Origin of the sequence: Frankia sp. Hr75.2 (assembly GCF_949319125.1) — a bacterium.
Lineage (GTDB): Bacteria > Actinomycetota > Actinomycetes > Frankiales > Frankiaceae > Parafrankia > Parafrankia soli.
In genome coordinates, this window is record NZ_CASGGV010000055.1 from 36,330 (window position 1) to 49,368 (window position 13,039).

Sequence of the window (13,039 nt, forward strand, 5' to 3'; positions counted from 1 at the left end):
GACGGCGCGCGGCTATTCCTCGGCGAGGATTCGCTGCAGATAGTCGGCGAACTCTCCGGGCTGTGTGCTGTCAACGATCATGCGGCCCATGACCTCCGAGTACCGGAGCACGTCGGCTGGCTTGTCCAGGTAGACCGCACCTGTGAGGTACCTGCAGTGGACGACGTCGGAAAGCTCCGGCTCGGCGAAGCGCAGGATACTGAAGGTGCCGCCTTCCGCGGCGTGGCCGCCGAAGGCGAACGGCATCACCTGGATGATGACGTTCGGCTGTTCGGAGACCGCGAGCAGGTGCTTCATCTGGGCGCGGGTGACCCGCGGCCCGCCGACCGGGCGCCGCAGGGCCGCCTCGTCCAGGACGACCCAGAGCGTGGCGGGATCCTCCGGGTGGGTCAGTATCTTCTGCCGGTGCATCCGCAGGCTGACCCGGCGTTCGAGCTCTCCGGGCGGAGCCGCGAACTGGCTGCTGTTCAGGCCGATGGCGGCGCGGGCGTAGTCCTCGGTCTGGAGCAGGTCCGGGACGAACTGGGCCTCGTAGGCCCGGATCTGCGTCGCGGCGGTCTCCAGGCCGAGGTACATCTCGGACCAGTCCGGCAGGACGGCGGCGAAGGCGCGCCACCAGCCGGGCTGGTTGGCCTCCCGGGCCAGGGCGAGCAACGGGGCGCGCACGGCCTCGTCATCCACCCCGTAGAGGGTGAGCAGATCCTCGATGTCGCGAATTTTGAACGCGACCCGCCCCAGCTCCAGCCGGCTTATCTTCGAGTCAGAGCTCCGGATCGCATACCCGGCCGCCTCGCGGGTGATTTCCCGCTCCTCCCGGAACCGGCGAAGCTGGCCGCCAAGCAGGATCCGCAGCGCGACCGGCCCGCGGTTCCGCTGGTCTACCATCCTGTCCCCCGTAAGTGATCAACGTCCGAGAATGTCTCCCCTTCTTTGACGGCGCTCACGCCTTGCGCGCGACACCGCAGAACGAGTCCAGCGCAGTGGGGGTGGTGCCCGGGGCGGGTCGCCAGAGCGGGGTCGAGATCAGGCCGGGCTCGAGCAGCTCGAGACCGTCGAAGTACCGGGCGATCTCCTGGGGCGTCCGGTTGTAGTACCCGTGCCCGCCGGATCCCTCGCTGAGGGCGTGGACCTCTCCGTCGGCGACGGTGCCGTCACTGAGCATGAGATGGCTTCCCGATGGCACGGCATCGAGAAACCGCCGCACGATCGCGTATGCCTCGTCGAGGTCGACCACATTCCCCATGATCCCCATGAGGATGAGCCCGACCGGGCGGCTGAAGTCCAGGGTCTCGGCCGCGCCCGCCAGGATGGTCTCGGGGTCGTGCACGTCGGCGTCGAGGTAGGCGGTGGCCCCTTCGGGGCTGCCCGTCAGCAGGGCGCGGGCGTGCGCCAGCACCAGCGGGTCGTTGTCGACGTACACGACGCGGGACCGCGGGTCGACCGACTGGGCGACCTCGTGGGTGTTTCCGGTGACGGGCAGGCCGGTGCCGATGTCGAGGAACTGCCGGATGCCCACGTCGCCGGTCAGGTGGCGGACCGCACGACCGAGGAAGGCCCGGGAGGCCCGGGCGATCTCGACGATGTCCGGGTACAGCTCGACGTAGCGGTCTCCGTACTCGCTGTCGACCTCGAAGTAGTCCTTGCCGCCCAGCCAGTAGTTCCAGACCCGGGCCGACTGTGGCCTGCTGGTGTCGAACGTGGCTGGCGGGTGGTCGTCGGTGGGGCTGTTCACGGGGCGGCTCCCTGCGCGCGGTGGTCGCGGGCGTCGGCGGGCGGAATCCGCGGTGGTCCCGAACCCTGGTTCGAGACCACCGCGGATTCCTGGTTGGCTGCTTCTCGGCTACTTCAGGGAGATCGACCGGTCGAGGAACTCGTTGGTGACCAGGTCCTTCGGGGCGAGGCCCGGCTTCAGCTTGTCGCCCTCGGCCTCGAAGACCGGGGTGAGGCGGCCGATCAGGGTCTGGACGCGCGCGGTGTCGAAGCTGCCCAGGACGCCGTCGCTGCCGTCGGCGATCAGGCCGAGGCTCTTCTGCTGGGCGTTGGCGTTCGCGAGCAGCTCGGGGGAGAGGGTGAACCCGCTGGTGTTCAGCGAGTCGAGGACCTTGAGCAGGAGCTGGTTGGTCGCCTCGGGATCGTTGATGTAGTCACGCTGCGCCTGCTGGAACAGTGGCACGAGCCTGCTGAGGCAGTCGCGGTTGGCCGCGAGCTTGTCCGGCCGGATGGAAAGCTGCGACCGGTAGACCGGGTAGTCCTTGTCGAGGAGCAGATACTTGACGGGCTTGTTCCACGCCTTGACGTCATGCTCGAGCTGGTAGGGCTCATAGGTCACGAACCCCTGCTGCACGATCTTACCGTCGGCCGCGACGAAGCGGTCCGGACTACCCTGGTAGGAGGTGTCGATCTGCGACTTGTTCAGCAGGCCTTCCCGCTCGAACACCTCGGGGTAGGAGACCTGGCTCGCGGAGACCAGCACCGTCGCGCCTTCCCGGCCGATGTCGGCGACGCTGGTGAAGTTCCAGTCCGGGTTTCCCCACAGCAGGACCTGCGGGTTCTTCTCGTACACCGAGAAGACCGCCACCGACGGCGCCTTGGCCGAGTTCTGGATCGCCTCGTCCGTGCTGATGTCGCCGAGCAGGATGTCGTCGTCCTGGGCGAGTAGCGAGGAAGCCGGCTGGAAGCCCACCGCCGGGCCGCCGGCCCGGATCTCAAGCGTCACACCGGTTCCGCCGAGCTGGCCGGTGATGCGGCTGGAGTCCTTGTCGATGGTGGGGTTCGGCCCGAGGAGCTGGAAGAGGAACCCCTGGTCGGCGCCGGGCCACCATGGTTGTTGGACGGTGACGGTATCCGGGCAGCTCCCCTTCAGCGGAGTGCTGTACCGGGATGCGCCCACCGCTCCGGTTCCGGTTGGGGCCGGCCCGGCCGACTGGTCGTCCGAGTCGGCGCACGCGGTTAGCCCGCATAGGAGGGCGACGGCACACACGCTCGTGGTCACGGAACGGCGACGGAATCCAGAAACTCGCACGGGGAAGGATGCTTCCAGACCCGCGAAATTGCCGCCGTGACGGGACCGGCCCACCCGTCGCGGTTTTCGTGGTCAAGATGTTCTGTAGTGCTGGTGTTGTCTGTATGGGATCAGGCGAAATTTGCCGCGTGTTGCCTGCCAGACGTGGGGAACTGGCTTTGACCTGGCCTTTTACCTGCTTCGTTCGTACTTGCCGACCGAGTGGTCAAGGATGGGGCGAACCTCGGATTGATCTGTCGTGACATCAGCGATCGGACGGTGGGGCCGGGACGGCGCTCGCCCGATGGCAGGCCGGCCGGACGGCGCGGCCCCGGGCACTACGCGCCGGCCGAATCCTGGTGGGTCCACCACTGCAGCGCCTCCTCGACGGCGAGGGCGTCGGGATGGTCGGCGCCGAGGATCCGGCGGCGGCCGGCCCGGACCTGCTCACCGAGAGCGCGAGCCTCCCGGTACCGACCGAGTTTGCCCAGGTAGACGGCAAGGTTGTAGGCGGAGGTGAGGGTGTCGGGGTGGTCGGGCCCCAGGACGCGGCGGCGCCGGGCGAAGGTGTCCTCGCCGAGATCGCGGGCGGCCCGATGGTCACCGCGCGCGCTCAGCCGCACGGCGAGGGCGTTGGCGGCCTCCAGTGTGTCGGGATGCTCGGGGCCGTGGGTCCGCCGAAGCCGGGCGAACACCTCCGCTGCGGATTCGGGGCCGCCCGGCCGCCTGCTCTCCGGCCGCTGCTGCGCGCCGCCGTCATCGAGAACGGCCCTCGGCCCGCCGGGGCCGGTCGCGGGCCGCGTGCGGACGGTCGACGCCTCCATGCGGACGGTCGTCGACTCGGGGGCATCGGGGGTGCGGCCGACCGGCGGCTCGGCGGCCGGCAGCCCCTCGGCAATGCGGCGGACGACGTCGTCGAGATGCAACGGCAGGCCGGCCCGGGCGATCCAGCCCGCGCCGAAGGCCGCGGCGGTGGCACGCGCGAGCGCCAACGCGAAGGCGGTGGCGTCCGACTGGCGGGCGGCCGGGTTCTTCTCCAACGCATGCAGCACCACCTCGGCGACCGGGGCGGCCACCCCGTCCATGGGCGGGGCGGGCTCGGTCAGCTGCCGGCGCCACAGAATGTGCAGCGGCAGCTTCGGGTCGAACGGCGACCGGCCGGTCAGGAGCCGGTAGAGCACGATGCCCAGCGCGTAGAGATCGGTAGCCGGGACCAGCCGGCCGCCCTCGATCTGCTCGGGCGCCATGTAGACCGGCGTGCCGGCCACCTTGCTGGCGGTCGTCGCCGACCCCTCGAACAGCTTCGCGATGCCGAAGTCGCCGACCTTCACGGTCCCGTCCGCGGCGAACAGGATGTTGTCGGCCTTGACGTCGCGGTGCAGCACGTTGCGGGCGTGGGCATGGCTCAGCGCCGCGGACACCGCCAGGCCCACCGCGCACGCCTGTTCCGGCCTCATCCCGGCGCGCTGCCGGGTCAGCGTGCCACCGGCGAGCAGCTCCATCACCACCAGGCACAGGTCGTCGGCCTCGATGTAGTCGTAGACCCGGACCACATGTGGATGATCGAGTCCGCCCAGCAGCCGCGCCTCGGCGGCGAAGTCGATCCGCTCACCCTCGGCCGTCTGCGCCGGCATGACCTTGATCGCCGCCGGTCGGCGCATCCGCCGGTGCTCCGCCCTCAGTACCAGCCCGAACGCGCCCGCGCCCAACTGCTCACCGAGGACGTAGTTCGGCACCACCGCGGCCACCCGCGCCCGGTCGACGATCATCAGCAGTCCCGGCGGCCCGGCCGACCTGCTGACCGCCGCATCATCACGGTCTGTGTCACCACGACCTGTGTCATCACGGTTAGTGTCATCACGATCTGGATCATCACGATGAAACCAGCTTAACGATTGCCCCGGGATCCCGGACCACTACGGATCGCCCCGCTCCGGCGTCTCGGCCCGGTGGCCCCTCCTGCCAATCCCGGCGTATGTCGGCTTCACGCGGCTCGGTGCCGGTGATGGCGGTCGTTGGTCGTCGTCAGCCTCTGTCGGGTTTCCCGCGCCCGGAGGCTCCGGGCTGCCAGGAACGCCGCCGACCTGCGGCGTTGCGGATTCCTGGTGATGGTGGGTGGGAACGAGGGCGCCACCCGGTCCTGATCTGGTCACCGCCGCGAATCCGCCCTAAAATGGGCCCGGCTCGGAAGATCATGTCGGTCGGCACTGTCCGGGCGCATGGCCGGCCGATTGATTGTCCCCACATTCATCTGTGACAGGCAGCGTAGAAAAAGGGGCTGTGGGTGGGCAACCACGGTACGGGCCGCTCGCCGGGCCCGGTCGTCGTGCTGGAGTACTGCGGGCGGCGGTGGCACGTCGCCCGCGATGAGGAGATCACCGTCGGGCGCAGCAGCGCCTGTGCCATCAAGCTTCCCGACGACACCTACCTGTCGCGGCACATGGCCTCGTTGCGGGTTCTGGACGACTGCGTCCTGGTGTACAACAAGTCGCAGTCGAAGCCGTTCTGCCTGCGCCCGCCCGCCGGCGAGGACAGAATCGTCGAGCCCGGGGCGGCGATGACCTCGCTGCCGTTCCCCAGGTTCGGCATCGTCGCGGCCCGCCGCGGCGGAGCGACCGTCACCGTGCAGGTCGACGCCTCCGCCGTCACCCATGACCGGCAGTCGCTCGGCCATACGACGCTCTCCGAGAGCAGGGCGACCATCAGCCAGCCGGTCCAGCTCAGCCCCGCACAGCTCGACATCATCATCGAGCTGTGCCGGCCACTGCTGACGAAGTCCGGGTCCGACGCCCGGCCGGCCACCTACAAGGAGATCGGCGAGCGGCTGGGCCGCGGCCCGAACTACGTGCGCAACGTCATCTCGGACGTCCGCCGCGAGCTGAGTGACCGCGACGAGCCCGGCCTGGCCGACTGGGAGGACCTGGCCCGCTGGATGATCCTCAACCGCCTGATCACCGAGCGGGACGTCCGGAGGTCCCGGCGACCAGGCGCCGGGGTGTAGCGCTCAACTACCCGGCTGGAAGTCTTTCGCCTAGGTTCTGATCCGGCGGCCGGAGCCGGCTCGCGAGAACAAAAACCTGGAGTTGGGCTGCCGGAGGTCTCACCTATGGTCCTGTTACGCGAGGGGCAGGTAGTCCGGGATACCTACAAGGTCGACCGGCTGCTGGGCGAGGGGGCTTTTGCCGAGGTCTACCGGGTCGAGCACCGCTATCTTGGCCGGCAGGCGATGAAGGTCTTCCGTCAGGTGGGAATGTCCGCGGAACAGGTGCGCGACGCACTCGGCGAGGCTATGCTGCTGTCCGGCATGGGGCACCCCAACGTCATCCGTGTGTTCGAGGCGAACACCGTCGAGACGGCCGGTGGGGTGTACGCGTACTTCACCATGGAATACGTGGCCGGTGGAACCCTGCACAGTTTCTGGTCGTCGTACGGCACCACGTTCGTCCCCATCCCGACCGTGGTGGACATCCTGCGGCAGATAACGCGCGGCCTGGCGGTCGCGCATCGGGAGTCCCCGCCGATCGTCCACCGTGACATCACTCCGCAGAACATTCTGGTCGGCTACAGCGGGGCCGGTCTGCAGGTGCGGATCAGCGATTTCGGTCTCGCCAGGAAGGTCAGTGCCCTGACCCTGCTGGCGAGCTCCCAGGGAACCATCGCCTTCATGGCGCCGGAGACCCTGCTCCACCCGCATCTCGCGTCGGTTCCGGGCGATGTCTGGGCGCTGGGCGCGGTGCTCTACCTGCTGCTGACCGACCGGCTGCCCTACCCGCAGCGCTCAGGCGGCGACCCGATCACCGCCGCCTGGAACACGGGCACGCTCGTACCGCCCAGCGAGATCCGGTACTCCGTGGACGAAGCACTGGACGGAATCGTCGCCCGGGCGCTGTCCTACGCCCCGGCGAAACGCTATCCGTCGGCCGTCGAGATGCTCGCCGACCTGGAGGCGTGGGAGCCAGGTAGGTCCGTGCCGCCGAGCCCGCCCGAGCGGGAACCCGGGCCGGCCGGGGAGATCGCCGCGGGCAAGAACGCGCTCGGCCGGTCGTCCCCCGCGGACGAGGCCGCGGCCGTGCGGATGGCCCGCCAGGCGGTCACCGTCGCCACCGGCGGCCAGTACGACCGGGCCGCCGACCTGATGGAGGAGGCCTGCAACAAGTGGCCCGGGCTGCGTGACCAGTACGCGTCACGGATCCGGCTGTGGCGCAAGGGGGTGACGATGTGACGGCCCAGGACAGCGACGCCGACGCCCTGCCGCGGGTGTCCGCGCGGATCTACCGGCAGAACGCCTTCCGGGTGACAGGCCTGCCGCTCTCGTCCACCGGACGGGACATCCGGCGGAAGGCCGACATGCTCGCCGTGATCGAGAAGACCGGCGGGCAGATACCGACCTCGGACATCCTGCCGCTGCGGCCGGCTCCGTCCGCCGGGGATGTCCGGGCCGCTCTCGACCGGCTGGGTGACCCGCGTCAGCGGCTGGTCGACGAGTTCTTCTGGTTCTGGCCGGCCGAGTCCGGCGCCGCGCGGGACGAGGGGATCGCAGCCCTGGCCGCGGGCGACCCGGACGGCGCGCTCCGGCACTGGACCGCGGCGGCCGTCTCCGGCACGGGCGCCCCGCCCGGTGACGCGGATACACCCGGCGACGCGGATACGTCCGGGGAGCCGGCTGCGCCCAGCGAGCCGGTCGCGCCCAGCGAGCCGGTCGCGGCCGGGGACGCCGCGAGCGCGGTTCACAACATCGCGGTGCTCGAGCACCTGCGGGCCCTCGAGGTCGAGATGGGCGCCGAGGGCGAACAGCCCGACTGGGTGTCGGTCTATCGCCGCTGGGGCCACGTCCTGCACGACGACCGGGTCTGGGACAGCCTGGTGGCGCGCATCAGGCGTACCGCCGACGCCCGGCTCGACGTGGGCCTCGCGCCGAGGATCCGCGCGGCGCTGCCGGGCGCGCTGCTGTCCATCGGTGCCGAGATCGTTGTCGCCGCCATCGGGGACGGAGACGACGACCGGGCCGAACGGCAGTTGACGGCGATGCGGGCCGCCCAGCTCGGGGACGGCGCCCGCGAGGCACTCGGCACCGCCCTGCGTGCCGCCGGCGAACCCTGGGCCGACCAGGTCGGTGAGCTGTGCGAGGAGGCCGTCCGGCTCGCCACCGACACCCGGGCGGCGGGCCTGGACCAGGCCGCGCACATCCTCGACCACTCCGCGGGGCCGCTGGCGCGGCTTGACCGGATGCTGGCGCCCGACGATTCGACGCGGGTGCGCACGCACGACAAGGTCGCCCTCGACGCGCTGCGCTGCCTGCTCCTCTTCGACCAGGCCCGGGACACCTCGGACGCCTCCGCGGCCCGCGACCACCCGCGGATGATCGAGGTGATCACCCGGGCCGAGCGGGCGGCGGCGTCCGAGGCCGTCCGCGGCCGGCTGGCCGAGAACCGGGAAATTCTCGACAAGGCCTCCGTACGCCTGACCTGCTGGATCTGTCATGAGAAGCCGGCCGACCCCGGTGCGGCGATCACGAGATGGATGCACGGCGACGTGGTCCGGGCTGTGCGCGAGCTGCGTTGGAACAAGGTGGAGGTCACCGTGCCGCGTTGCCGGTCCTGCCAGCGTGGTGAGAGGGGCCGGGGCTGGCTGGCCGCGCTGCGGTGCGCGCTGTACTTCGTGGTCGCGATCAGCCTGCCCACCATGCTGTTCACCAGCGCCGGCGGCGGATACATCTTCCTGGCCGTGCTGGTCGCGTTCTTCGCGCTCATCGTGGATCTTAATGTCGTCGTCGGTTCCGCCGGGCGAAGACAACGAGAACACATCGACTTGTTCCCGCCGATCGTGGAACTGCGTGAAAAGGGATGGCGGAACGGGGAACGGCCGCTGGGAGTCGGCGGTGCTTGAGATCCCGCGCCAGTGGCGCCATCCCCGTGAGTTCCGCATCGCCCGGCCCGCGACGCCCGAGGAATGGGCCGCGGCACTGCTGCGAGCCGTCGCGAGATCCGAGCCCGTTCCGGCGCCCGACGATCAGCCGGTGAACCCGGCTCCGGCGGGGACGCTGGCCCAGCCGGCGGTGGCCGAGCTCGCGACCGGGCTGTGGCGACTGCGCCGCCGCCTTTCCGGCCCGGCGCCGAGCCCCGGCGCGCGTGACGGCGGCGGGGCGGCGGATCTCCGCCGGGCGCGGCGCCAGTTCGAATCGCTCTGGAGCACCCTCGCCGCGGCCGGCGTCGAGATCCAGGAGCACGACCACACCCGGTACGACTCCGGTCTCGATCTGCAGGTCCTGGAGTTCCAGCAGACCGAGGGCCTGACCGACGAGACCGTCCTGGAGACCCTGCGGCCGAGCGTCTACCTGCATGGACTGCGCGTCCAGACCGGCGAGGTCGTCGTCGGCGTCCCCGTGACCCGGGACGAGGACGGCTGATCCGACCCGCATCCGCCCGGCCCGCTCGTGGGCCCCTGACACCGGCACCGCGCGACCCGCCCCACCGGGCAGCAGGAGGAACGATGGCGCGATCGACGATGGACTTCGGTATCGACCTTGGCACCACCAACAGTGCGATCGCGGTCCTGGACGGCACCGAGGCCCGCATCGTCAAGAACGCGTTCCAGCACGACACGACCCCGTCCGCGGTCTACGCCGACCGCAACGGCCGGATCCACGTCGGTGAACGCGCCCGGGAACGGGTCGAATCCGATCCGGCGAACGCCGCCGCCGAGTTCAAGCTCAAGATGGGGCTACGTGACCAGGCGACGACATTCGCCAACAGTGGCCTTTCGATGAGCCCGGAGGAACTGTCCGCGCACGTGCTACGGGCGCTCAAGGCGAACGTCAACAGGCAGCTCGGGGAGGATATCCGCGCCGCGGTCATCACCGTCCCGGCCGCTTTCGAGCTGAACCAGACCGACGCCACCCGGCGGGCCGCCGAGGCCGCCGGCCTCGGACTGTCTCCGCTGCTCCAGGAACCGACCGCGGCCGCCCTCGCCTACAGCTTCCAGCGCGACGAGGACAACATCTACCGGCTGGTTTTCGACCTGGGCGGCGGAACCTTCGACGCCTCGATCGTGCACATCCGGGACGGCGAGTTCGACATCGTCAACCACCGCGGTGACAACTTCCTCGGCGGGAAGCTCATCGACTGGGCGATCGTCGAGGAGCTGCTGATGCCCGCGCTGCTCCGGCAGTACTCCCTGCCCGGCTTCGGACGGGGCGAGCCCACCTGGGCGCAGGCGATCGCGAAGCTGAAGGCCGCCGCCGAGAACGCCAAGATCGAGCTGTCCTCCGCTGACTCGGCGCTCATCGACATCAGCGACCCCCCGTTGTGCACCGACCCCCGGGGCAACCCGGTGGAGTTCGTCCACGAGCTGTTCGCCGCTGACGTCGACAAGCTGACCGAGCCCTTCGTCGCCCGCGCGATCAACATCTGCCAGGCCGCGCTCCGGGAGAGCCAGCTCGCGCCGGAGAAGATCGACCGGGTACTGCTCGTCGGCGGGCCCACCCTCATGCCCCATCTGCGGCGACGGCTGCGCGAGGGCCTCGGCATCGAGCTGGACGTCAGTCAGGACCCGATGACCGTCGTGGCCCGCGGCGCGGCGATCTTCGCCGGGACTCAGCGGCTGCCGGCGGAACCGGTGCGCGCCGACGTCTCCTACACCGTGGACCTCGAGTACAAGCCGATCGGCGCCGACCCGGAGCCGGTGGTCGGCGGGGTGGTGCAGGGCCCGGCGGACCGGAACCTGGAGGGGTTCACCGTCGAGTTCGTCAACGGGCAGGCCCGCCCGCCGTGGCGCAGCGGGCAGATCATCCTGCCGGCGGCCGGCTCGTTCATCACCACGCTGCGGGCCGAGCCCGGGCTGCGCAACACCTACGAGATCGTCCTGGAGGACCCGACGGGCACCCGCGAGCGGATCCAGCCCGCGGAGCTGACCTACACCCTCGGCGTGGTCGCCCCCGCCGCCACCCTCACCCACTCGATCGGGGTGGCGCTGGCCGGCAACGAGGTCGCCTGGCTGCTGGAGAAGGGCACCCGGATTCCCGCCAGGGCCCGCGAGATCCTGCGCAGCACCGTGCGGCTCACCCGCGGCCAGTCCGGCGGCCTGCTGCGGATCCCGATCCTGGAGGGGGAGCACCCCCGGGCCGACCGCAACCGGCAGGTCGGCGCGTTGGAGATCCTCGCCGACCAGGTGGCCCGGGACATCCCGAAGAACAGCGAGATCGAGGTGGAGATCCAGATCGACGCCTCCCGGCTGGTCACCACCAAGGCCTACGTACCGATTCTCGACGAGGAGTTCGAGGCGTTCCACGACCTGACCACCGAGACCGCCGCCGATCCGGTCAAGCTGCGCCGGGACCTGACAGCCGAGCAGGAGCGGTACGACGCCCTGCGCGCCGACGCGGAGCGGACGTCCGACCCGGCCGCGCTCGCCCTGCTCGGCGAGCTGGAGGACGAGCGGGCGCTCGGCCAGCTCGAGAACGACGTGTCCTCCACCGAACACGGGGACGCGGACGCGGCGGGCACCGCCGGCAAGCGGATGCTCGACCTGCGGGCCAAGCTCGACGCCGTCGAGGATGCACTGGAGTGGCCCTCGCTGGTCGAGTGGGCGAACCGGGTGCTGCGCGACGCGCCGGGCATCATCGACGAGTACGGCGACGCCCAGGACCGGCGCCGGTACGAGGTCCTCGCCGCCGACGTCCGCCGGGCACTGGCCGGTCGCGACGCCGCGCACCTGCGCACCCTCGTCGACGAGCTGACCGGTCACCTGGCGATGGTGGTCGACCGCAAGACGGGCGCCGTCGTGATGGCCCACTTCTCCCAGCTCGTCGAACAACGGCCCGAGCTGCGCGACCAGGCTCTGGCCGCCCGCCTGATCGCGGAGGGCCGGCGCGCCGTCGACAGCAACGACATCGAGCGGCTGCGCACGGTGAACCGGCAGCTGTTCGACCTGCTTCCGTCCGAGGGCACGCCAGAGCGGCAGGAGGGGAGCAGTGTCCGGCGATCCCTGTGACGTCGGCACCCGCCACCGCCGGGCCGGAATCGGCTCCCTGGGCCGCACCGGGCCGCCGGATCTGGCCGTGCTGGCCGTGCCGGCCGAGCCGGTGACCGAGCCCGGCCCGCCGCCGGCCGCGGCGGGGCCCGGTGACACCGCCCGGGCCGTGCTCGTCGGCGAGGTCGTCCGCGGGCAGGCCGCCGTGCTGGCCCGCTCCGGCCGGTACGAGGACGCCGCGCGCCTGCTCGCGGAGCTGGCCGCCGGGCGCGACCACACTGCCGCGGAGCACGACCTGCTCGCCCGGATCCGGGCGCAGCAGGGCCGGTTCGACGACGCCGAGCGGCACTGGCGGGCCGCACTGGCCCTGGACGGCAACCTGGCGGGGGCGGCGGCGGGTCTGCGCCGCCTGGAACGGCTGCGCACCCGCGGCGGCGGCATCGCCCGGGGCGGCGCGGCCGCCGCCCTTCTCGTCGCGCTCGCCTTCGGTGGCGGCTGGTGGCTCGGCCACGACCGCGCCGAGCCGGCGGCGTCGACCGCCACCGCATCAGCCCCCGCGGCGCCCGCGGCCCCCGCTCCGGCTCCGGCCCGGCCGGGGGATCTGACGGCGGACCTGGCCGCGCGCCTCGCCGGCCCGGACGTCACGATCACCAGGGCCGGCGGGCAGGCGGTCGTGGTCTTCCGCAACGCGTTGTTCGCCACGCACGACACACCCACCCCCGAAGGCCGCGCGGCGCTCACCGCGCTGGGTGCCCGGCTCGCGGCCGCGCCCGGGGTCGCCGTCGAGGTCGTAGGCCACAGCGACAATCTCCCGGTCCGCCCGGGCGGACCCTTCCCCGACAACACCGCGCTGAGCCTGGCCCGCGCCGCGTCCGCCGCGGAGATCCTGCGCGCGGCCGGCGTCCCGGCCGCGGCCCTCACGATCTCCGCGGCCGGCGACGCCCTCGCCCCCTACGCCGGCGAGCCCGCCGGCGATCCCACCGGAGACGCCGCCGGCGATCTCCGAAACCGAACGGTGACCCTCCGCGTGGCGCCGCCCGCCTGACGCGACGGCGACCAGGAAGGACAACC

General features: G+C 71.4%; 10 protein-coding genes. 6 read left to right on the plus strand and 4 right to left on the minus strand.

The features are described from left to right. Nucleotides 1-12: 12 nt before the first annotated feature. The 4 genes from AC559T_RS05890 to AC559T_RS05905 all read right to left on the minus strand — a co-directional run bounded on the left by AC559T_RS05890 (nt 13) and on the right by AC559T_RS05905 (nt 4,770). A complete protein-coding gene (locus AC559T_RS05890; RefSeq protein WP_498868027.1) occupies nt 13-885 on the minus strand; it encodes a Sco1979 family transcriptional regulator in 873 nt (290 codons plus the stop codon). Nucleotides 886-940: 55 nt separating this feature from the next. After that, nucleotides 941-1,732 (minus strand): SAM-dependent methyltransferase, encoded by a 792-nt coding sequence (locus AC559T_RS05895; RefSeq protein WP_498868028.1) that lies wholly within the window; start codon nt 1,730-1,732, stop codon nt 941-943. 108 nt (nt 1,733-1,840) lie between these two features. Beyond that, a complete protein-coding gene (locus tag AC559T_RS05900) occupies nt 1,841-2,992 on the minus strand; it encodes a substrate-binding domain-containing protein (protein ID WP_498868029.1) in 1,152 nt (383 codons plus the stop codon). 347 nt (nt 2,993-3,339) lie between these two features. Continuing rightward, complete coding sequence (locus AC559T_RS05905) at nt 3,340-4,770, minus strand: serine/threonine-protein kinase (protein WP_498868030.1); 1,431 nt, start codon at nt 4,768-4,770, stop codon at nt 3,340-3,342. 515 nt (nt 4,771-5,285) lie between these two features. Between AC559T_RS05905 and AC559T_RS05910 the strand changes: the two genes are divergently transcribed. From AC559T_RS05910 to AC559T_RS05935, 6 genes are all read left to right on the plus strand, one after another. Further along, a complete protein-coding gene (locus AC559T_RS05910; protein ID WP_071062943.1) occupies nt 5,286-6,002 on the plus strand; it encodes a helix-turn-helix domain-containing protein in 717 nt (238 codons plus the stop codon). Between the two features lie 105 nt (nt 6,003-6,107). After that, complete coding sequence (locus tag AC559T_RS05915) at nt 6,108-7,223, plus strand: serine/threonine-protein kinase (RefSeq protein WP_071062945.1); 1,116 nt, start codon at nt 6,108-6,110, stop codon at nt 7,221-7,223. Continuing rightward, nucleotides 7,220-8,887: a hypothetical protein gene (locus AC559T_RS05920; RefSeq protein ID WP_498868031.1), complete on the plus strand. Its 1,668-nt coding sequence runs from the start codon at nt 7,220-7,222 to the stop codon at nt 8,885-8,887. The genes AC559T_RS05915 and AC559T_RS05920 overlap by 4 nt, the downstream gene beginning before the upstream one ends. Further along, nucleotides 8,880-9,407 (plus strand): hypothetical protein, encoded by a 528-nt coding sequence (locus AC559T_RS05925; RefSeq protein ID WP_071062949.1) that lies wholly within the window; start codon nt 8,880-8,882, stop codon nt 9,405-9,407. The genes AC559T_RS05920 and AC559T_RS05925 overlap by 8 nt, the downstream gene beginning before the upstream one ends. Nucleotides 9,408-9,490: 83 nt before the next feature. After that, complete coding sequence (locus AC559T_RS05930) at nt 9,491-11,989, plus strand: Hsp70 family protein (RefSeq protein ID WP_498868032.1); 2,499 nt, start codon at nt 9,491-9,493, stop codon at nt 11,987-11,989. Further along, a complete protein-coding gene (locus AC559T_RS05935; RefSeq protein WP_498868033.1) occupies nt 11,970-13,013 on the plus strand; it encodes an OmpA family protein in 1,044 nt (347 codons plus the stop codon). The genes AC559T_RS05930 and AC559T_RS05935 overlap by 20 nt, the downstream gene beginning before the upstream one ends. The last annotated feature ends 26 nt before the right edge of the window (nt 13,014-13,039 follow it).

What these genes read in the sequence shown, in the direction of transcription:
- AC559T_RS05905 (WP_498868030.1), bottom strand. Translation starts at nt 4,770, where the DNA reads ATGATCGTCGACCGGGCGCGGGTGGCCGCGGTGGTGCCGAACTACGTC.
- AC559T_RS05930 (WP_498868032.1), top strand. Translation starts at nt 9,491, where the DNA reads ATGGCGCGATCGACGATGGACTTCGGTATCGACCTTGGCACCACCAAC.
- AC559T_RS05890 (WP_498868027.1), bottom strand. Translation starts at nt 885, where the DNA reads ATGGTAGACCAGCGGAACCGCGGGCCGGTCGCGCTGCGGATCCTGCTT.
- AC559T_RS05915 (WP_071062945.1), top strand. Translation starts at nt 6,108, where the DNA reads ATGGTCCTGTTACGCGAGGGGCAGGTAGTCCGGGATACCTACAAGGTC.